Annotated in this window: 21 protein-coding genes and 3 pseudogenes; 10 read left to right on the top strand and 14 right to left on the bottom strand. The window is 37.1% G+C overall.

The features are described 5' to 3' along the window. From ACWIUO_RS12340 to ACWIUO_RS12315, 6 genes are all read right to left on the bottom strand, one after another. On the bottom strand, positions 1-303 hold a 303-nt coding region (locus ACWIUO_RS12340; protein ID WP_454178187.1), incomplete at its 3' end, for a hypothetical protein. 11 nt (positions 304-314) lie between these two features. Further along, positions 315-917 carry a hypothetical protein gene (locus ACWIUO_RS12335; RefSeq protein WP_454178186.1) on the bottom strand — a complete coding sequence of 201 codons (603 nt, stop codon included), beginning with the start codon at positions 915-917 and terminating at the stop codon, positions 315-317. Continuing rightward, positions 918-1,559 (bottom strand): hypothetical protein, encoded by a 642-nt coding sequence (locus ACWIUO_RS12330; protein WP_454178185.1) that lies wholly within the window; start codon positions 1,557-1,559, stop codon positions 918-920. An 88-nt stretch (positions 1,560-1,647) separates the two neighbouring features. Continuing rightward, a complete protein-coding gene (locus ACWIUO_RS12325; protein WP_454178184.1) occupies positions 1,648-2,286 on the bottom strand; it encodes a hypothetical protein in 639 nt (212 codons plus the stop codon). A 17-nt stretch (positions 2,287-2,303) separates the two neighbouring features. After that, positions 2,304-3,110 (bottom strand): hypothetical protein, encoded by an 807-nt coding sequence (locus ACWIUO_RS12320; RefSeq protein ID WP_454178183.1) that lies wholly within the window; start codon positions 3,108-3,110, stop codon positions 2,304-2,306. Beyond that, a complete protein-coding gene (locus tag ACWIUO_RS12315; RefSeq protein WP_454178189.1) occupies positions 3,103-3,396 on the bottom strand; it encodes a hypothetical protein in 294 nt (97 codons plus the stop codon). Before ACWIUO_RS12315 ends, ACWIUO_RS12320 begins: the two co-directional genes overlap by 8 nt. A 9-nt stretch (positions 3,397-3,405) precedes the next feature. On the opposite strand from ACWIUO_RS12315, the pseudogene ACWIUO_RS12310 reads away from it, so the two are divergent. Then, positions 3,406-3,762: pseudogene (locus ACWIUO_RS12310) on the top strand (hypothetical protein); the annotation flags it as partial. A 31-nt stretch (positions 3,763-3,793) separates the two neighbouring features. Here ACWIUO_RS12310 and ACWIUO_RS12305 read toward each other — a convergent pair. The 3 genes from ACWIUO_RS12305 to fliQ all read right to left on the bottom strand — a co-directional run bounded on the left by ACWIUO_RS12305 (position 3,794) and on the right by fliQ (position 5,830). Next, positions 3,794-3,997, bottom strand: a complete 204-nt coding sequence (locus tag ACWIUO_RS12305; RefSeq protein ID WP_454178182.1) for a hypothetical protein — start codon at positions 3,995-3,997, stop codon at positions 3,794-3,796. Between the two features lie 480 nt (positions 3,998-4,477). Beyond that, entirely contained in the window at positions 4,478-5,518 is a 1,041-nt protein-coding gene (murB, locus tag ACWIUO_RS12300; RefSeq protein ID WP_454178181.1) for a UDP-N-acetylmuramate dehydrogenase, read from the bottom strand. 45 nt (positions 5,519-5,563) lie between these two features. Further along, positions 5,564-5,830, bottom strand: coding sequence for a flagellar biosynthesis protein FliQ (gene fliQ, locus ACWIUO_RS12295; RefSeq protein ID WP_454178180.1), 267 nt, complete (start codon positions 5,828-5,830; stop codon positions 5,564-5,566). A 358-nt stretch (positions 5,831-6,188) separates the two neighbouring features. On the opposite strand from fliQ, the gene ACWIUO_RS12290 reads away from it, so the two are divergent. From ACWIUO_RS12290 to ACWIUO_RS12275, 4 genes are all read left to right on the top strand, one after another. Next, complete coding sequence (locus ACWIUO_RS12290; protein ID WP_454178179.1) at positions 6,189-9,857, top strand: acyl-CoA dehydratase activase; 3,669 nt, start codon at positions 6,189-6,191, stop codon at positions 9,855-9,857. Positions 9,858-9,952: 95 nt separating this feature from the next. Further along, positions 9,953-11,473 (top strand): 2-hydroxyglutaryl-CoA dehydratase, encoded by a 1,521-nt coding sequence (locus tag ACWIUO_RS12285; RefSeq protein WP_454178178.1) that lies wholly within the window; start codon positions 9,953-9,955, stop codon positions 11,471-11,473. Positions 11,474-11,770: 297 nt separating this feature from the next. Then, positions 11,771-12,181, top strand: coding sequence for a hypothetical protein (locus ACWIUO_RS12280; protein WP_454178177.1), 411 nt, complete (start codon positions 11,771-11,773; stop codon positions 12,179-12,181). After that, positions 12,174-12,779 (top strand): hypothetical protein, encoded by a 606-nt coding sequence (locus ACWIUO_RS12275; protein WP_454178176.1) that lies wholly within the window; start codon positions 12,174-12,176, stop codon positions 12,777-12,779. The genes ACWIUO_RS12280 and ACWIUO_RS12275 overlap by 8 nt, the downstream gene beginning before the upstream one ends. Before the next feature lie 383 nt (positions 12,780-13,162). On the opposite strand, the gene ACWIUO_RS12270 is transcribed toward ACWIUO_RS12275, so the two are convergent. Continuing rightward, positions 13,163-13,936, bottom strand: a complete 774-nt coding sequence (locus tag ACWIUO_RS12270; protein ID WP_454178175.1) for a carbonic anhydrase — start codon at positions 13,934-13,936, stop codon at positions 13,163-13,165. Between the two features lie 330 nt (positions 13,937-14,266). Here ACWIUO_RS12270 and ACWIUO_RS12265 point away from each other — a divergent pair, with 330 nt between their 5' ends. After that, positions 14,267-15,199: a hypothetical protein gene (locus ACWIUO_RS12265; protein WP_454178174.1), complete on the top strand. Its 933-nt coding sequence runs from the start codon at positions 14,267-14,269 to the stop codon at positions 15,197-15,199. Between the two features lie 14 nt (positions 15,200-15,213). Then, a complete protein-coding gene (locus ACWIUO_RS12260; protein WP_454178173.1) occupies positions 15,214-16,107 on the top strand; it encodes a hypothetical protein in 894 nt (297 codons plus the stop codon). A 520-nt stretch (positions 16,108-16,627) separates the two neighbouring features. Here the strand turns inward: ACWIUO_RS12260 and ACWIUO_RS12255 are convergent. Together ACWIUO_RS12255 and ACWIUO_RS12250 are read right to left on the bottom strand one after the other, a co-directional pair. Continuing rightward, positions 16,628-16,794: pseudogene (locus tag ACWIUO_RS12255) on the bottom strand (IS1595 family transposase); the annotation flags it as partial. Between the two features lie 35 nt (positions 16,795-16,829). Further along, positions 16,830-17,095 (bottom strand): annotated as a pseudogene (locus ACWIUO_RS12250) (hypothetical protein); the annotation flags it as partial. Between the two features lie 270 nt (positions 17,096-17,365). On the opposite strand from ACWIUO_RS12250, the gene ACWIUO_RS12245 reads away from it, so the two are divergent. Next, the gene (locus ACWIUO_RS12245) at positions 17,366-18,388 is read left to right on the top strand and encodes a TIGR01212 family radical SAM protein (protein ID WP_454178188.1); all 1,023 of its coding nucleotides are present in this window, start codon (positions 17,366-17,368) and stop codon (positions 18,386-18,388) included. A 372-nt stretch (positions 18,389-18,760) separates the two neighbouring features. Here ACWIUO_RS12245 and ACWIUO_RS12240 read toward each other — a convergent pair whose 3' ends face one another. Then, the gene (locus tag ACWIUO_RS12240; protein WP_454178172.1) at positions 18,761-19,927 is read right to left on the bottom strand and encodes an outer membrane beta-barrel protein; all 1,167 of its coding nucleotides are present in this window, start codon (positions 19,925-19,927) and stop codon (positions 18,761-18,763) included. A 173-nt stretch (positions 19,928-20,100) separates the two neighbouring features. On the opposite strand from ACWIUO_RS12240, the gene ACWIUO_RS12235 reads away from it, so the two are divergent. Together ACWIUO_RS12235 and ACWIUO_RS12230 are read left to right on the top strand one after the other, a co-directional pair. Then, positions 20,101-20,298 carry a hypothetical protein gene (locus ACWIUO_RS12235; protein ID WP_454178171.1) on the top strand — a complete coding sequence of 66 codons (198 nt, stop codon included), beginning with the start codon at positions 20,101-20,103 and terminating at the stop codon, positions 20,296-20,298. Positions 20,299-20,588: 290 nt separating this feature from the next. Then, entirely contained in the window at positions 20,589-20,951 is a 363-nt protein-coding gene (locus tag ACWIUO_RS12230; RefSeq protein ID WP_454178170.1) for a hypothetical protein, read from the top strand. Here the strand turns inward: ACWIUO_RS12230 and ACWIUO_RS12225 are convergent. Further along, positions 20,940-21,173 (bottom strand): hypothetical protein (locus ACWIUO_RS12225; RefSeq protein WP_454178169.1); only part of this gene is annotated, 234 nt, incomplete at its 5' end. The two genes, ACWIUO_RS12230 and ACWIUO_RS12225, sit on opposite strands and share 12 nt — an antisense overlap.

Here is a 21,173-nt window from a genome sequence, read left to right as displayed (position 1 = left end):
CTTTTTGCTATGTCCATTTATAAAAAATATCACATTTACATAGATAAAAATCACACAAATTAGCCAAAAACAAAAGTTTAAAATATTTAAAATAATAGTTGGAAAAGCAAACTGCAGACTATGTATGATGCCCAAAGAACCAACAAGGGCTGCACCTTCTTTTAGCAAAATATTTATAATATTATTTATAAATCGTTCATTTTTTGTGCCAAAACTATTTAGTAACAAAAAATCAAAGTTATGTTTTTTACTCACTTTTTTAAAATTCTCACATTGTTTTTGTGAATTATGTTTTTTGGGCATTTTAGTTTCCTTTATACAAACCTAAATTGAGTTTCTAAATTATATGGTAATGAATCTATGTCTATCCCTTTAGAAGTCAAAGATTCTTTGGTTTTTACTTCAAATATTTCTAAAAAATTCTCTATATTCTCATCAAATTTTATGCTAAATATAGGGCAATGCACTACACACTTTATTTTCATATCGCTCCATTTAGGATTTTGCTTGTTTATATCAAAAAACATAATAACATACAATGGAAATGGAAGCCTAAAATTACTGCCAATTTTAACCCCATAATCCCCATAAGTTAGCTTTATTGTTTTTGTGAATAAAAATTTATTTGTTATTATGATGAAGTAGTTATCATAAAGTGTGATTTTGCGTTTATTGCCAACTATAAGTTCCCTTATGCAAAAATAAACTCCAAATGCAAACAATAGCATAAATGGGAAAATCAATATCGTCCCCCATTCTTGTTTGATTGCTTCAAAAATATCCAATTCAAACAAAACTTGAATAACGCTATATACCACAATGTAACTAAACGCCGCAGAAATAATAAGCGCGATTTTGCGTAGTATGCCTATTTGGGATTTTACTTCAATTAGTGGGCTAGAATCGATTGTTTGCATTTATATATCCTCACGCTCTAAATATCTAAATGTTGATTTTAGCTCATTATTGCTTATATTTATGCCTTGCGTTTGTAGAGATTGCTCCGTCTTTTTGCGAATAATGGCAAGCATATTTTTGATATTATCAATATCTATTTTTGTATAGATTTTGCAAAATATATAGTGTCTATAATTTTTATCTCTTATATAGCCAAATAGCATTGGTTTCATTTCAATATTTATATCATAAAAAATGTAGTTTAATCTAGAAGTTATCGTAAAACGAGGCATATCATACAAAGCATTTATACACAATCCAATTTCTCCAAACCTAAAAAATTTCTTTTGCATTCTAAAATAATGTCGCTTCTCAAAACCTATGCCCTGCTCTGTGATATAAATTCTATTGTTGAGATGATATATCGGAGCGCAATACATAACTATCCCAACAATTCCAATCAAAAACCAAAACATAACAAGCATTATATCTTTGCCCTCTAAAAAAAGAAAAATTGCGAGATATACAATCAAACAACTAAATAATAAAAATAAATGATATATTATCCAATCCCAACAACAAAGCCTACTATTCATTTCAAATACAATCTCTCTTTGTGAATCTAACTCGGATTTGTTGGCACTTTTTATATACTCACTCACTATTCAACTCTCCCAAAAATTGTCATTAGGCAAGCTAAGTTTTAAGCCTATGGTTTGTAAATTATGTTCTTTTGACATTGTTATTCCCCTAAACAAACCTAAATTGATTTTCTAAATCATATGGCAATGAATCTATATCTATGTCTTTGGATATTAAAGATTCTTTGGTTTTTTGCACTAAAAAGTCATACAAAAAGGATTGTTCTGTGATTTCATTGTATATTTTTGGGGATAAATATGTTTTATTCCAAGAAGATATAGAAAAGAAGTATATATTTTTAAAATCAACCCCTTTATGCCCTAGTGGAAAAATATAAAAAAAATAAGTAGATGAGAAAATGTTTAGAGAACTTGATGAACTTATCGTTACACCAATTTCCCCAAATATAAAAAATCTTTTTTGTATTTTAAACCAATTTCTACGCTCAAAACATATACCTTTATCTGTAATATAAAATCTATTTTTAGTTTGATAAAATATATCTTTTAACGGCAAACAAATCAAAAAAATACCGCACAACAAAAAGCACAATGCCACAATTTTTTCACTCAACTTATCATAGTCATTTATTGCATTTGTTGCAGAAAACATCATAATAACACCAATCAAAATACAAAAAATCAACCCACAATAATTCCACCAAATAAGATTATGTTTTATTTCAAATACAATCTCGCCTTGTGAATCTAACTCGGATTTGTTAGCACTTTTTATGTTTTTACCCATTTTTTAATTCCATCAAGTTATTTCCGTGCGAAATTTGTTTCCTTTTCGCAAATTTTGGTATTTTGTGCTTTATTTGTTTTATCCTGTAAAATCGCCCTTTTATTTAGAAAATCTATCAGCACACTAGAATCTATATCTTTTAAAAACCCAAAAACTCTGCGTTTAATGATATGATTATTTTTGCGCTCACAGCGCACGATTTGTTGTGTTTTTATAGGGATTATTGATTGTGAAAATATATATTCGCAACAATATAAACTTTCATCATTTTTTATGCGATACAAACCAATATAGATAGCACCAAATAAAATACAAAATTCCGCAAAAAGCTCTTTATTTTGCGCATATACAGATTTTATGCGTGGTGTAGCTAAAAGCAACGCACAAACAACCAAAAATCCAATATATAAAACACTTAAAAGTCCAAATACCACGCAAACAAACAATATACAAAATATATGAATAAATCGCAATATTTTTGTTTTTTTGTCGCTACAAAAAGGGGTAAGTAAGATTAGATTTTGTTTGATTTGTTTTCGCTCTCTAAAACTACAAAAATGAAAAAATAGCAAAATAAATATCACGCAAAATATAGCAAAAAAGCATAAGCCCACACAAAATACAATATCATAAAAATTTGCAAGCATAGCATTTTGCCTAAAATAAATCTCTAAAATCACAAAACCAAGTAAAATGTTGATAGCAGCACAGATTTGTGTAGCGTTTAGCACAATGCCATATAGCCTCATTTTTTGCGTATCCAAACTTCCATTTTTATAAGGAAACCCACCAAAAAGAAAAATATCGTGTTTATTCTTACTCACTTTTTATCTCTCCACCTTTTACCACAAGTCCGCTAGAATCTATGATGACTTCCACACCACCTGCTTTAAATGTGATTTTATCGCTTGTGGCATTTATGGTAGTATCGTTTATTTGGAGGTTAATTATATTACCAGCTTGTAAATCATAATTCCGTTGCAAATCCAAAGTAGCATTATCCGCTTCAAGTGAATATTGTTCATCTATGTTATTTTGCAGGGATTTTGTATTGATAGCAATATGCTCTTTGACATTAGCTGAAAGACTTTGCAATATATCAAGTAGCATTTTAGCCAAAGCGTAAATAAAATCTTTAAGCAAATTAGAATTTTAATCGCAAAAGAATGTGAAAAAATATCTAAAATGCAAGGCGAAATTGAAATAGATGAGAGCAACATTTTTGATATAGATTTTGGGCGCAAAGTGAGTGGAAAAAATAGGCAAAAATAGGTAGAGTAGCAGGCAAAAACACTTGTGTTTTTATTGCGCTTACGATTGTAACTGCAAGCAGAAGGGGTTATGCCAAAACATAGACTTGCTAAATTCAAAGAAATCAAAAAAGAGAATTTATGCTTCATCTAAAAGAAATTTCATTTTAGATATAACACTCAAATACAAAAACAAGATTTGTATAAAATCTTGGCACAAAAGTGATAAAAATAAACTGATTAAGTTGTCTTAAGTCTTAATTTATTGCAAGATTCACATAGCAAATCAAAACAATCGTGCCCACCCCGTCATTGTGAGAATCTGTGATGACAGATTTGTGGCAATGCAAATCGCGCGAATCTAAAAGACAAATAAAAATCAATGACACAAAATTGAAACGATAAGTTATTTGCTTTTTGATTGGCGTATCTACAATACCAATGCTAATATAACAGAGCATAGAAATATGCAAATTGGGAGTTGAATAAATGATGATAATATTGTAATGGCAAATATTTTAACAAGAAATTTATTTTTGTCATTGTTAGATTCTATCAAAGCAGATTTATTACTCTTTTTTCTAATGGAGTTAAAAAATAAAATATTTGGCAAACACACTAAAAATGTCAAAATAAACTTCGCTACAATGTCTAATCGTGAGATACTAAAATCAAATCTTGCAATAAAAAAATACTAAAAAATGCAAATATACTATCCAAGAACTAATCATAAGCGAAATCCAAAAATAGCGTTTTTATAAGAAAAATAAATGTTTTGATTTTGTCTAGTATGACAAAAAATCAGTATGACAAAAATATAGATTGCCACGACTTTTGCATTTTTTGATAAAGCAACAAAAAGTTTGCAATGACAAAGTCCTTAATAAGATTTTGTAAAATTTTTTTTTTGTGAAATCTAAATCTTGCAAAAAATATGATAATTATTTAATAATTTGCACTTCGGGGGTTAGTGTAATGTCAAATTGTTGTTTTACAAGGCGTTTGGCGCGCTCTATCATCTCCATAGCGTCTTCAAAACTAGCGCGATTTGGCTTTGCAAAATCGCTTTTTTTATTGTGGTTTTTTCCCACAAAATCATCTGCTAAAAAAGCATTTTTTGCGTCATCTATTTTGCAATCTTTTGCGGATAGATTTACCAAAAAATTTGCGTGAATATCGCTAAATCCTATCCCATTTTTGACTACGCCTTTTAGCCCCACAGCTTCTATTAGCCTCCCCGCATAATCCCCGCTAGGATTTTTAAAGCAACTCCCACAGCTTGGCTCTTTTGGGTGAGATTTTCGCATTTGCTTAAATTGTGCCAAAAGGGCAGAATCAAAGCTATTTTTTAGAGAAAATCTAGCCGCACTGATTATGCCATCTATATTGCTTGCGCGATATTCTAGGGCAAAATCCCGCCTCCACTCCCCATTTATGCAGACCTCTATGAGCGTGTCTTTTATCTCATATTGCTTCATTCCTGCGTTCATTTTGACTAGCCCGCCTACACTTCCGGGCAATGCACTCAAAAACTCCAACCCCCCCAAATTATGCTCTTTGCAAAATCTAAAAAGGCTAGATGAACTCGTTTTTGCGCCCACTTCGATGGTGTTTTTAGACTCGTTAGATTTTGCAATATAATCAAACTCGCTTGATAGCAAGACTAAGTTTTTAGCATTTGTAGATATGAGCAAGTTATAGCCATTGCCTATGCAGGTATAGGGCTTTTTGCTAGGTTTTTTTGCCTGCGTTGTTTGCGTTTCTTGCATTAAAATTGTCGCCAAATCTAGCAAATTTATCCTGCATTCTGCACCTTGCATAAAATCGTGTGCAAATTTGCAATCATTAAGCCTATCCCACACTTTGCTAGATTCTAGGGCGTAAAAATATTTTTCATCATTTTTTTCTAGCACCCACACGGGCAGGATAGAGCCGATTTTTAGGCTTGTGTAGCGAGCAAAATCAATGAGTTTTAGATACATTTTGTGGATTTTGGCTTGTGCGTGGGGGGACAATCTATGGCAAATCTAGCCGATAAATTTAGGGATTAGCTTAATAATATTTGTCGTGTAATCGCTTAGCATATTTAGCATCCACGGCATCGTAAGCACAATCACAGCGATAACGCCTAAGATTTTAGGGACAAAAGATAGCGTCATTTCATTGATTTGCGTGGTGGCTTGAAAGATGCTGATTAAAAGCCCGATTATAAGTCCTGTGGCAAGGATTGGCAGGGAGATAAGAAGTGTGATTTTATAAGTCTCGATGGCTAGCGCGACAAGCTGTCCTTCCATTTTTTGTCCTTTTGTGTGCGTGTATTTTTTGTTAGATAATTGCTTATTTGTTGATTAGATTTTGTGATTATACAAAACAAAAGACAAGACAAAAACAAAGGCTTTTAGATTTTTGGTATTTTTGGGCGTTTTTTCAATGTCGTTAAAAATATGGCTATATAAATTGCAAAAATTGCAAAAAATCTTATGTGATTTTTGCGCACGATTTTGCGTGATTTTGCTACAATGTCGCCTTGTCTTTGCCGATTATTCAAAGCTATCTACAAACAAAAATGCGAAAATAAAATGCGCAAAAACTAAAATCCCAAACCTGCTACAAAACTTTTTTTGCAAAATCTTAAATTTAGGAGTAAGAAAAATGCTACAAAAGGGGCAAAAACACTTGCATTTAGCAAGTAGCGATTCTAGCAAGCTAGAAACACTAGATTTTGCAAAACCCAATAATGATTCTACGATTTTAAAAAACTTTATAAAATCCAATGCTAATGTGCCATTGCCACCATTATTTTTAGGCATAGATATAGGCTCGACTACGGCAAAAATCACTCTTTTAGACAGAGATAAAATCATCGCCCAAAAATATGAGCGACACTACTCAAAAGTGCGACAAAAAGCCATAGAAATCATACATAGCCTGCGCCAAATCATAGGGGAGAGGGAGCTAAAAGTAGCCCTAAGTGGCTCGGCTGGATTTGGCATAGCCAAAGCAGTTGGCATAGATTTTATCCAAGAAGTATTTGCCACCGCGCAAGCGGTGAAGTTTTTAGAGCCAGATACAGATGCGGTTATCGAGCTAGGGGGCGAAGATGCCAAAATCTTATTTCTAAGCGGGGGGAGTGAGGAGCGAATGAATGGCTCTTGTGCGGGTGGGACAGGTGCTTTTATCGACCAGATGGTAACCCTGCTTGCCATAAGCCCGCAAGAATTTGATGAGATTTCATTGCAATCTAGCAAAATCTATCCTGTGGCAAGTCGCTGTGGCGTGTTTGCCAAAACCGATGTCCAGCCCCTGCTAAATCAAGGCGTAAAAAAGGCAGACATTGCTGCTAGCATATTTCAAGCGGTGGTAAATCAAACCATAGGCGGACTAGCGCAGGGGCGCAAAATCGGGGGCAAAGTGCTATTTTTAGGGGGACCATTATTTTTTTACAAAGGTTTGCAGGAGCGATTTGCCAAAACCTTGCAAGAGCAGTATGAAAAAGATTGCAAAAAATATTCACAAAATTCACAAAAATTGGGGCAGGAATCAAAAATTGATTCTTTTCAAACAGATTCTAAGGCGTTTTCTACAAAACATACAAAAAAAGCAAAAAGCGATTCTACGCAAAATCCAAAAAAAGATTTTACGCAAGATTTTAGTAATGATTTTATAAAACCTTTTAGCGCGGTTTTCCCTAGCTTTGCCCAATACGCCGTAAGCATAGGCGTAGCTAGGTGCGCTATGGAGGTAGAAAAAACATTTACTTGCCAAAATCTACTAGACAAACTCGAACAATCAAAAAGCACCACTTCGCGCAACAAATATCTAAAACCACTTTTTGAAAATCAAAATGAGCTAGATAAATTTATCGCTAGGCACGACAAAGCTAGCCTAAAAATCCTTGACATTGACAAAGCGTTTATAGCAAATAATCACTCGCCCATAGAATGCTATCTTGGCATAGATTGTGGTAGCACCACGACTAAAATCATTTTGCTAGATAAATCTTGCAACATACTTTATCAATATTACAACTCCAATGAGGGCAACCCTGCAAGCGTGATTTGCACGCAATTAAAGCATATTTATAGGCATTATGGAGCGCAGATTTGTATCAGGGGGAGTGCGGTTACAGGCTATGGAGAAGAGCTGATAAAATCTGGTTTTAATCTAGATGCGGGCATAGTAGAGACGATGGCACATTTGCAAGCAGCGCAATTTTTTAACCCAAAAGTAGATTTTATCATTGACATTGGCGGGCAAGATATGAAATGCTTTTATATCCGCAATGGCACAATCGATAGCATAATGCTAAATGAAGCCTGCTCAAGTGGCTGTGGGAGTTTCATAGAGACTTTTGCGCGCTCTATGGGATATGGCGTGAGCGATTTTGCATCTCTTGGGCTAACATCAAAACACCCCGTAGAGCTTGGATCGCGCTGCACGGTGTTTATGAATAGCTCGGTAAAAGAAGCCCAAAAAGAGGGCGCAAGCATAGAGGACATTAGTGCTGGGTTATCGATGAGCGTGGTAAAAAATGCGATTTACAAAGTAATCCGCGCTAGAGATGCTAATGATTTGGGGCAGCAAATAGTCGTGCAAGGGGGGACATTTCTAAACAACGCGGTTTTACGAAGTTTTGAAAAAGAAATAGGGCGAAATGTAGTTCGCCCGCAAATAAGCGGACTTATGGGGGCATTTGGCGCGGCTTTGTATGCCAAAAGTTTGGATTTAGGAAAATCTAGCATTTTAAGCGAAAATGATTTGGAGCATTTCACACATAGTGCTAGTGCGACAAACTGCAAAATCTGTGGCAATAATTGTCATCTAACGATAAATAAATTTAGCGATAGCAATGGCGGGCGCAAGTTTATCTCTGGCAATCGCTGTGAAAAACCGCTAGGCATAAAAAAACAAAGCACCCTCCCAAATATGTATGAATACAAACTAAATAAGCTAAAAGATTTAATCGCGTATAGATTCTATGAAAATCCGCGACAACATCCCAAAATCTATAAAGGTAAAATCGGTATCCCGCTAGGGCTAAATATGTATGAAAACTTGCCATTTTGGCATAAACTTTTTAGTGAGCTAGGATTTGAAGTGGTGGTTTCGCCCATTAGCTCTCATAGCACTTATGCCAAAGGACAATACTCAATCCCTAGCGATACCGTGTGCTACCCTGCTAAGCTAATGCACGGGCATATCGAAGATTTGCTAGAGCAAGGCGTAGAGGCAATCTTTTATCCCTGTATGGGCAAAGCATTTCAAGCAAGCCAAAATGAGTGCGATTCTAGCACAAAAAGCTATAATTGCCCTGTGGTGGCATACTACCCCGAATTGCTAGCAAATAATGTCGATAGGCTAAAAGAAGTGCGGTTTTATTATCCGTATTTTGGTTTGCATAAAAAAGATAATTTTTACCGAAAATCTAGCCGATTTTTTGGCGAGTTTTTTAGCGATTTTGCAAACGCAAAAGAATCTAAAAATAGCTTTAAATCCGCCCTAAAACGCACACTAAAATCCACCATAAAAACCACGACTAAAATGCTAGGGCTAAAAGATTTTCATCAAAAAGAGCTAAAATCCGCTCTAGATAATGCCTATACATTTCGCGAGGAATGGCTAGAGGATATTCGCGCTAGGGGAGAGCAGATTTTGGAAATGATAAAAACCCAAAATCTAAAAGCTATTATTCTTTGCGGACGCCCATACCACATAGACCCGCAGATAAATCACGGCATCGATAAACTCATAAATTCTCTAGGGCTAGTCGTGCTAAGCGAAGATACCATAGCCCATCTAGCGCAAGCCACAAATCTGCAAATCCTAAATCAATGGAGCTACCACTCTAGGCTCTATAATGCCGCGCAATTTGTATGCGAGAATGAAAACATTGAGCTAGTGCAGTTGGTTAGCTTTGGGTGCGGGATTGATTCTATCACTACTGATGAGGTGCGCGAGATTTTGGAATCAAAAGGTAGATTTTACACGCAACTAAAAATCGATGAAATCAGCAACCTAGGCGCAGTCAAAATTCGTATCCGCTCTCTTATCGCCGCTATGGAAATCAAAAACCAAAATATCAAAAAACCTAGCCCAGAAACTATCCTAAAATCTAGCCTAAAATCCCAAGCGAAATCTAGCCAAAATGAGCAATCTAGCACAAAATCACAAAATGAGATTTGGCTAGCAAAGCCCGCATTTAGCGACAAAATAGAAGTATTCAATAATCAATCAATCATTTTTCGCCAAAAAGCAGATTTAGCGTTTCCCTCTGTTTTGACAAAGACAAAAGAACAAAACAGGGCAAAAGAAAATGCCTAAATCCACAAATCTAGCAAGACGCAAAATCTAGCCAAGATTTTTACGCAAACTTTTAGCAGATTTTTTCACAAAATTTTAGCAAAGGAGCAACCACAATGAAACAACACATATCTAACAATCTAGCAAATCCATTTCCAAGCCCAAAAACCCTACTAGATTCTATTTCGCTAGATTCTCTCTCACTAGATTCTATTGCGCTAGATTCTCTGCCAAATCCCAAAAACGCCCTTAAAAAATTCCAAGATTTAAGCCATAGCCTCCCGCAAAAACTCCCCACCATAAAGCAATGGAGCGAGTCAAGATCTCTGCAAAATCAACCCCCCAAAAATGCGCGTGAACATATCAAAGTCCCTTTTAGCAAAGAGATGAAAAAAACGCATACGATTTTAGTGCCGATGATGCTTCCTATACATTTTCGATTTTTGGTGAATATTTTGCATTTACACGGGTATAAAGCCGAGCTTTTGCATAATGATGGCAAAGGCGTTGTAGATGAGGGTTTGCGCAATGTCCATAATGATACTTGCTACCCCGCCCTGCTTGTCATAGGGCAAATGATAGACGCGCTAAAAAGTGGCAAATACGACTTAGAAAAAGTCGCGCTTCTCATCACGCAAACAGGTGGCGGCTGTCGGGCTAGCAACTATATCCATCTTTTGCGAAAAGCACTGATAAAGGCGGGTTTTGGGACTATCCCTGTGATTTCGCTAAATTTTAGCGGGCTAGAGAGTGGGCAGGGATTTCGCGTTACAAGGCAAATGCTAAAACATTTTACAAACGCGATGATTTATGGGGATTTGCTGATGTGCGTGGCAAATCAATGCAAGCCCTATGAGGTAAATAAAGGCGACACAGACAAAATGGTAAGCAAGTGGATAGAGCGCGTAACAAACATAGATTTTGCCACCTCTAAGGCTAGCAAGACAAAAAGCGGGCTTACAAATTATCAAATCTTAAAGCGCGATATGAAAGAGATTTTGCAAGATTTCGCTAGTATCAAATGCGCTTCATCAAAAAAAGTAAAAGTTGGCATCGTAGGCGAAATCTATATCAAATTTTCCCCGCTAGGAAATAATAATTTGGAAGATTTTTTACTAGAAGAAAACTGCGAAGTGGTGGTCCCGGGATTTTTAGATTTTGGGCTTTATTGTATCAATGATAGGCTTGTAGAAAATAGATTTTATGGCGATAAATTTAGCACAAAAATCATCTATCAAATGGTGTATTGGTATTTTTTGAAGCGACAAAAAGATATGATAAAAGCGATAAAGCACAATGGAGTTTTTCGAGCCCCTACGAGCTTTTCTCATACCAAATCTCTAGCAAATGGCTATGTCTCTCAAGGAATGAATATGGGAGAGGGCTGGCTACTCACCGCTGAAATGCTAGAGCTAATAGAGCAAGGGGTAAATAATATCATCTGCACGCAACCCTTTGGCTGTCTGCCAAACCACATCGTAGGACGCGGTATGCTAAAACTAATCAAACAGCGCAACCCACAAAGCAATATCATATCCATAGACTACGACCCAAGCGCGACAAAAGTCAATCAAGAAAACCGCATAAAACTAATGCTATCAAACGCCAAAAAAGAGCTAGCACAACAATCAATATAACGCTAAAAATCTGTGATTGTGGCATTATTTCTGCCACCATTTACGGATTTGCAAACCTTTTATTTCCCCCTCCCTTAGCACGAGGGGGCTAGGGGGGGGCATCTTGTCATACTTAAGCAAAGCGAAGTATCTCAAAAATCTACACATAGAGATATTTCGTTTTTTTACGAAAACTCAATATGACAAAGATATAGATATTTCGCGCTTATGCGCTTAATATGACAAAATTTCCGTCATTGCGAGCGGTTTGGATTCTTTAGATTCCAAACCGCGTGGCAATCTATAATTCCACTACTTTTGTCATTGCGAGGCAGTGGCGAAGCCACAACGAAGCAATCTAAAGATTCCCCCTCCATTACGGAGGACAATTCCACACTTTCCTCCTCCCTTGCGGAGGGGGATACAGGGGGTGGGTTAAAAGCGCAAAATAATAGTGGCGCAAAATTTTCAAATGATAAATATACCCACCCCCTAACCCCCTCCGCAAGGGAGGGGGTAGATTTAGGATTGCCATCCGCAAGGGAGGGGGGACAGGTTGGCAAGTCTTACAATGACGATAAAAACTACAAAAGATTCGCCGTTTGCTTTGCAGGTATTTTATGCGTGGCGTGTGTGATAAGCGCGTTGCTTGGCATTTTGCTTTATATTTATGACCCATTTATGCTATTTCATAAGCCCTATTTTCGCGCTATGACTCAATTTGGATAAAAAGCTGATTCGTTGTGCTAGAAAATGGAGCAAAGATAAGGAATGTGTGGGGGATAAAAAAGATTTAGAAACATTAACGCAAGATGAATATCGCTCATCTAAAAAGTATTTTGGCGGATTTGTAAATTGGGGTGAGTGGCAAAAAGATAACGCCGTAAAGCAATATAATGAATATGTAAAAAATGATTTTCGCCCAAAAAGTGAGCAAACAAAACGACTAGATTTTGAAGGGCAAAAAGCGTATTTGCAAGAGAGTATATTGCAAATGATTAGGCAAAATCCGCAAGTAGAATTTAGTCTTATTTTCCCGCCGCATTTAAGGTTTTATTATGCGCTTTTTCCATTTAGTCAAGCACACCATAAAGGCAGAAATGGCAAAGAAATATTCGCTGAAACAAAAGCGATTTTAAAATGGCTAGTGAATGAAGTGGCGAATCTAAAAAACGCTAAAATTTATGGCTTTGATGATTTGGATTATGCGGATAATATCGCAAATTATATTGACCACGAACATTATTGGTTTGATATGAATCAAATGCAACTTGACGCAATCGCAAATGGGACGCATATTTTAACGCCCCAAAATAGAAATGCTTAAGATTTTTGTTTGGGGTAGGGTGGCTTATTTTTAGCCTTACTGTTTAGGATTGTATGTTTTTGTGTGATTATCAAATATGGTAAGTTAAAAGTTAGTGTTTTATTTTGCGAAGTTTATTTTGTATAAAAATCCCCATTACTTAAAATTCTGCAAAAAATTTGAAAAACATTGCAAAATCCTACAAAATTATCCAAAAGATTCCAAAATCCCTCAAAAATATTGCAAAGACCTTCAAAATCTTGCAAAGAACTTCAAAATTTCGCAAAATCTTGTAAATCCCGCAAAATCCAAAAGACACCCCCTCCAAAACAAAAAATCCATTTACGCAACTTGCGACAACAAATGCCCCCAAACAAATGCCTATGTCAAGCAAGACCTATCGCTTAGTCCCCTGTCTCTACGATTACGCGGTTATTCGCGCTTTGTAGTGGGCGATTGTTTGCACCGATGACTTTGCTAAACGCCCCTACTTGCGCTTTTGAAGCCTCTAGTGGCAAAGTATTTACTATCCATACTACGCCCTCTGTGCAAGGAGGAGTGGTAAGAGAGCCGTTAAACTTCATATACGATTCTAGCCCTTTAGTAAGCGAGATTAAATCTAGTTTGGCTAGATTTGCTTTGTCGCCCTCTTTTTGAGGAAGCACTTTTTGGATTTCGCCTATGGCTGGATTTTCCACCCCGCTTTGATTAAAAAGCACGGAAATGATGAGCTGTTGCCCATCTTTTGCTTTGTGGATTAGTTGCGCTTCCATTGGGAAAGATTTGCCCGCTACTTTGTGCTCTGCAGGCGTGTGGATAGCTAGCTGGGTAAGCGCGTATTCGCTTTTATCTAGCTTTATAGAGCTTCCTGCTTTGAAATTCACTTGGATACCCTTCCCATTATTTACCACTTCTTGGACATCGCCTTTGTAGTTAAATTTGATAGGGCTAGCGGTATTTGCTTGGAAAACATTTTCCATTTTTATATCAATGGGTGATTGATATTTGCCGTTTTTGCACGCGCTAAATTCTGGCGTATCGCCCCATTTTGCAGGCAAAATCTTTGGTGCTTTGTAGCCCCAATTTACCGTAGTTTGTGGTGCTGGTGCAGCACCTAGATGGCTAACCAAACTCGCGCAAGCTAATGCGCCCATAATAGAAAATGCTGAAAGTCTCATCTTACAACTCCTGTTTTGGATTATTGTCGCAATGCGTAGAATCAAAGCTAGATTTTGCCAGATAAAAGTCGCCTTCAAATCTATCTAAGCCCTATCGCAAAGCAATCAATGTAACAAAATGCTAGCATATTTAGGTTAAAAATCTAGCCAAATTCTCATTTTTTTGCGATTTTGTGAATTTTTGGATTTTGGAATATTTTGTAAGTTTTTGTAGATTTTGTAAAAGATTTTGAAAAAATTGCCACACCATTTTTTTTTTTTTGTAAAAATGCAACATATCCATAAAAACACGACAATATTTGTAGTAATTCTTTAATGTAAGGAGCAACAATGCAAAATCCAAAAATGCAAATTTTATGTAGCCATATTTTTTATCAAAATTTAGCAAAGCTAGCGTCATTTGTGATATTTGCGCTATTTTTCACAAGTGGCTTTATCAGCACAGCGCGAGCACAAAAAATGCTTGAAAGCGGACAGCGCACGGGGCTTGTGGCGAGTGCTAGTATAGGCGCAGACTATCTGCACCACAAAGCAGGGGAGAGCAGGCTAGGTGGTTTGCTAATGTCGATAAATGCTAGCTTAGGGTGGAATTGGCGGGATTATGGCAAGCTAGAATTTAGCGGGAGATTTGGCGCCGGGACAAATAACATTTATGGTGCATATCCCATAGGTGCGACACAGACTAGCACACAGCCTTTGAGTAGCCTTAGTTTTAAAGGCGGGGTGTTTATCGAGTATGGAGTAGAGGCAAAAGGTGGATACAACCTTGCTTCTATATTTAAAGCGTGGAAATATCCGTTATTTATCAATGTCGGTAGCGAGATTTACGCGCTTGTGGAAGGTGCTGTTTATGCGCCTTATTCCACAGGATTGGTTTTGACAAGGTTTTTTGTGGAGCTAGATGGGGGAGTGGTTTTAAGCCAAAAGTGGGCATTAGAATATATCGCTAGAGTGTCTGCTGCAGGGGGTAGCGTAACTTTTAGCGGGGTTGATATTGTCTCAAATGAATCTTCGCTAGATTCTATCATTTCAGGCTATGGGCTAAAATTTGGACTAGGTGGCAGGTATAAAATGGGTAAAAATGCCTACTTTTTTGTGAGGGCAAATGTAGCCTATCAAAATCTAAGTGCGGGAGCAAATAAAACAATCGCTATAAAGACAAATCCTGCGACAAATGGACTAAACGCAGGCGCAACTGCGAATGTGCGCTACCCTGCGAGTGATAGCATTTATGCGGGCTTGCAATTTGGATTTGGATACTAAAAATGAGGTGTGAGATGGCAAATAATATACAAATATTGATATTACACAGATTTTTTATCGCTTTTGTGGTGTGCTTTTTGGCTTTTGGTGGGCAAAAATCTTATGCAGAATCTAGCTTGCTAAAAAATGGGCTATACAAGTCGCTAGGGATAGGCACGGGGTATTATTATTATGGTGAGATAGATACGCAGGGCAAACCTGTGATGAATCTTGATTTTGGGTTGTTTAATATCTATGGAAACATAGGCTATGTGGCAAGTGGTGGATTTAGGGTGGATTTTTTGCTAGATGCAAATATCGCGCTAGGGCAATACACAGGCGGAGTGCTAGATACAGGCGATGAGGCAAAAGATGGCAAAAGGCTTGTTAGCTTTATGACAAATAGTTTTTATCACGGGGAGTTTAAAATAGGTTATAACTTTTTGAAGCCATTTTTGGTAGAGCGCGCAAGTCTTTATCTACAAGGGGGTTTGGGGTATTATTTTAACCGCACGGATTTACTTAGTATGGATAGATTGCAAGGCTATCTTTACATTCCCATTGGGCTTGAGGGCGAGGCAGAGCTAAGTGAAAGATGGGCGTTAAATTATATGGGCGGGCTAAATGCGTTTATTTTGGGCAATCATTTATCCACTTCGACAAAATGGCATTATAGCAAGAATCTAGATGTGCTACAAAGCGAGGGGTTTGGCGCAAAAGCGTTTATAGGGGCTACTTATAAGACAAAAGAGGATAAAATCAACTCTTTTAGGCTGGTGTATGAGTATTGGAGTGTGGAGGGGTCGCCTGCGGTGGCTATGAGTGATTATACAGGCAAGTCGACAACAAAAGAGGGCTTACCACTTGGGCTTTATGAGCCAAAAAATAGCTCACATATTCTCACGCTTCAGTATATTTGGAATTTTTGAGATTTTAGTTGATTTTGTGTTGTTTTTTTGTGTTGCTTGTTTTGTTTGCGTTGTTTGTGTTTGCGGTTTTTGTGTTACTTGTTTGTGTTACTTGTTTTTTTGTGTTATTGGTTTGCGGATTGAAAATCGCGTTATTTTGTTAAGATTGTTTTTGCCAAGAGTATTTTTTCTAAGTTTTCTTAAGTTTGTTAAGTGTTAAGTTTGTTTTATCGCATTTTGTCATTTAGCACGCAAATTTCTCATTTTCCACGCAAAACAATCAGGGTGCTTTTTTCAGAGTGATTTTTTAGGAAATCGTTAGATTTTGCGTGGCAATCCACCCTGCAATCGTCATTGCGAGCGAGTGAAACGAGCGTGGCAATCTATCGCTACAAAATGCCAAAAAAACACTTTTTGTAAAAACTAAGTAAAATAGATTGCCACGCAGATGCTACTTTTAACAAAGTCGCATCTGCTCGCAATGACGGATTTTTCTTTGCCATATTGAGCGTTTAGCAAAATATCTCTATTTGTTTTTGGCTCAATTTAACTTAAGCGGATTATTTCTTATCATTTTTAACAAAATTTTATACAAATCTTGTCCTTGATTTTTGGTTATGGCTACCTAAATTCTGTCTCTTTTAGATGAAGCATAAAATTCTCTTTTTTGATTCCTTTAAATTTAGCTAATCTATGTTTGGCATATCCCCTTCTGCTTGTAGTTGCAAGTATTAGCGAAGCAAAAATACAGGCGTTTTCTTACCTGCTCCACGCCCTCTTTTGCCTCTCACTCTTTTAGCTCCGAAATAGCTCTCATCAATTTCTATTTCGCCTTGCATTTTAGAAGTTTTCTCACATTCTTTTGCGATTAAGATTCTAATTTGCTTGAAGATTTTGCATAAAATTTGCTCTGAGATTTGAGTAATTGTTGCTGCAATTTTTGAAGATTCAATATCTAATATTCTTGCAAAGCTACGAGTGTAAACGAAGTGGAAAAATCTTTAAGAATCTATCTTGTTTTTGCCTCACTAATTCTTGAACTAATAATATACTTGTTTTTCATCGTGTGTATCATAACTTAAGACTCCTTTGTGTGAGATTAAGTTAAAGAGAGCCAAAAAATAACCAAAAAAATAACAATGCAAATGCCAATAGATTTTGCCCCATAATATTCACACTAGGCAAAATAATGCTACACTTACGCCACGCATTTTGCTTTTTTTGCACTTTTTATAAACCGCTAAAATCCATATTTAAAAACTATAAGGAAAACGCTCAAATGATAGACGCAGATTTTACGCAAAAGCCATTACGCGAATTGCGCACGATTGGCAGGTATTTTAAGCAAAGATTTGGCGAGAGGGTTAGGAAAATCCCTATTTCTTTGTCTGGCTTTACCTGCCCAAATATCGATGGTAGCAAGGCAAGGGGCGGGTGCATTTATTGCGATAATGCGAGCTTTTCGCCTAGCTTTATCAAAATCCAAAATCCCAAAATCTATCCCCAAAATTTAGCCCCAAAATCTATCCCCACGATGAATTTTTCTTTGCAATCAAATCCCATACTAGACACGCAATTAGCGCAGCTAGAAGAGCAGTTTTTATGGCACGCGGATTTTCATAAACGCAAATTTGGCGTGAAAAAATATATGGTGTATTTTCAATCGTTTAGCAACACTTACGCCCACCCACACACGCTAAAATCCCTTTGGGACAAAGCACTTAACTTTGAAGGCGTAGTGGGGCTAAATATCGGCACGCGCATAGACTGCGTAGAAAATGCCACGCTAGAGATTTTGAGCGACTATGTAAAAGAGGGCAAAGAAATCTGGCTAGAATACGGCGTGCAAAGCGCGTTTGACTCCACGCTAAATCTCATAAATCGCGCTCATAGCACAAAAGGCGCAAAAGAGCTTTTTAACACCACGCGCAAAAAAGGCATAAAAGTGTGCGCTCATCTAATCTATGGGCTACCAAATGAGGATAAATCTATGATGATAGATTCTCTCAAAACGACTTTGCAATGGGGCATAGACGCGCTCAAAATCCACCCGCTTTATGTCATCGCTGGCACAAAACTAGCAAAAATGTATGAAGCGGGCAAGTATGAACCAATCGATTTGGATTGCTATGTCGAGCTGGTGGCAAAATCTATGATGATTTTGCCTAGCGAAGTCATCATCGAGCGCGTAAGCTCTGGCGCACACATAGATAGCCTAATCGCGCCAAAATGGTGCTTTGACAAAAATATCCAAATGCGACTTTTGCGCGAAAAGCTACTAGAAATGGGTATTAGATATTAGCGTGGATTAGAAAGTCGCTGTGGGGTAGGCATTTGGGGCATTAGCGTAGATTTTCTTTGTGGGGTTTTTGTATTTTTTTGTATTTTTTGACAATGGACTAGTCGTTATTGCCAAACATTGTGTTTTTTAATGTTTTTTTAATGGTGTTTTTTTTGTAATGTTTTTTTCCAAATGCAACGCGTGGTAATCCAAAAAGCATAGTAAATCTACAAAATGGGGCTATCCAAAAAGTTAGGCAAAATCATAGATTGCCACGCGGATTTTATAAAATCCGCTCGCAATGACGGATACTTCACACACAGCCCTAAGTATGACAAAGAATAATATCAACAAAAACAAGCAAAACAAAGAAAACACAGCTATACCAAAATCCTAAAACACATACACATAGCGGAGGAAAATATCATAGGGTGAGCCGATGACATATTTTAGCCCAAGTTCTGTTGTTTCTGTTTTGTTTGTGCTAACTTGACTTTTGAGCTTTTTGTCTATGAGTGTGCTTCGCAATGGGCGAAATCTAACGCCTAATTCTATATCGTGGTGTTTGGCAAAGCTAGCACGGATACCAAAATTTAGCGCGACATTTAGGCTAGTAAAAGGGCTGTGTTTGAAATCTTTTTTTTGCGTTTCATAGTTTGGTTTCGCCTTATTGCCATTCATTTGTGAATCTGGGTGCGTGCCTGCTTGCGCTACTGCGTAATCTAGCATAGATTCTAGCGATTTGTTACTCCAAATATGCGTTTGTGCTCCTACGCCTACCCCTGCAAAAAACCCAAAGAAATTATGATTTTTCTCTACGATATTTAGCAAGCCATCGATATTTATCGCATAATTCATTGAATGGATTTTGTGCTTTTGCATATATGCGTAATTAAAATCCGCATAATATCGCAAGCCAAACCCGCCTGTAATGCCGTGTTTATAGCCTATCATAAGCCCATAGATTCCCACAGCACCTATATTATCAAGTCCTCCTTGTGGAGTAAAAGTCAGGTTTTTTCCATATTCGCCCGCGCTTGTATTGTCTCCGACATAGCTTACGCCAAAATTCCCACCAAATGAAGCAATACCGAGATTTAGCCCAATAAACGCGCCACTTTTTTCTTTATTCATAGGCTCGATTTCAAATGGTAGTTTTTGCTCATTTTCAGCGACTTGCGCTAGATTTTCGTCATTAGATTCTGCCATTTCTTGCGTTTGTGTGGGTTGTGGCTCGGTGGTTTGCGCAGGCTGTGCGTCTTGCTGTGGGAGTAGCCCTTGCTTTTCTTTTAAATATTGGATTTTAGATTGCAGAGTTTCTATGTCTTTTTGGTATTGCTCGTTTTTTTCTAAATCTTTTAATTGCTCTTGTAAATATGTTTTTTGATGATGCAGGCTTTGGGGTTGTGGATTTTGCGTGGATTGTGTTGGTTGCGCAGATTGTGTAGGCTCGGCTAAAGCAGTATCCACAAAAGCAAGGCAAGATAGCGCAAATAAAGAACTAAGTAGCATAGAGGGTTTGCAAGGATTTTTGGTTAGATTTGATTTTAGATTTTGCATTTTATCTCCTTTGTTTTTGCTCTTTTTGATTTTGCATTCGTTTTATATTCACACTTTTTGTGGCTTTTTGCAAATCATTTATCAAACCAAGCGATAAAAAGTGTGGATATTTTGCTATTTTTTGCAAAATATTATGTGATTATAATACAAAAAAAAAAAAAAACGCAAAAAATTTGATTGAAAGTGGCATTTGTGGTGGCATTGGCGTTTTTTTAAGTGGTTTTTGGGGTTATAAAATTGAGATTTATGCGACAATTTATTATTTTTTTTATTACATTTATAGATTGCCACGCGGATTTTGTGCAAAATCCACTCGCAATGACAGCAGTGGAATATTTACCTACAACGACATAAGTTTCTTGTCATACTAAGATTTTGCTAGAAAACCGAAGTATCTACAATGATTTTCGTTTTTTACAAAATCGTATATGTTGTAAATTTAGGTTATTTACGGATTTTCGCATTTGTTTTATGATTTAGGATTGATTTTTGGATACTTCGGGCTAAAACCCTCAGTATGACAATGTTTTTTACTTATAGATTGCCACGCGTTACATAAGCCACGCTCGCAATGACGGAAGTTTCTTTGTCATATTGAGGGCAAAGCGCGAAATATCTCTATTTATTTGCGCTTTTAGAGATACTTCTCTTGCGCTTAAGTATGACAAGATACCCTCCCCCTAGCCCCCTCCGCAAGGGATGGGGAAATAATGCCGTCATTGCGAGCAAGTCGCAAGACTTGCGCGGCAATCCACTCTGTAATAAAAACAAAATAGATTGCCACGAATCTAGTCTTTTTAACAAAAGCCTAGATTCTCGCAATGACGGATTACCCTCCATAAATCTAAAATTAAATAAGCCTACGCCTAATCAGTTCATAAGCCTTAAGCCCCCCTCTCTAAAAAACCCAAAATCTACCCACCCCTTAGCCCCATCCGCAAGGGAGGAGGGAATCTTTATCGTCATTGCGAGATTTTGCGACTTTGTCAAAAAGTTGCAAAATCGTGGCAATCTATCGCTGTAAAATGCCAAAAACAAACTTTTGACAAAAACTAAATAAATAGATTGCCACGCGTTGCGTTGCAACGCTCTCAATGACGAATAAATTCTTTGAGATACTTCGCTTGCGCTTAAGTATGACAAGATACCCACCCCCTAGCCCCCTCCGCAAGGGAGGGGGACAAAAGGCGAAATTCTCCACAAGGGGAGGGGGAATAATGCCGTCATTGTGAAAATTTGTATTGCC

This window comes from Helicobacter sp. T3_23-1056 (genome assembly GCF_053654535.1).
Note: the sequence above shows the minus strand (reverse complement) of the source record. Positions and strands in the feature narration are given on the sequence as shown.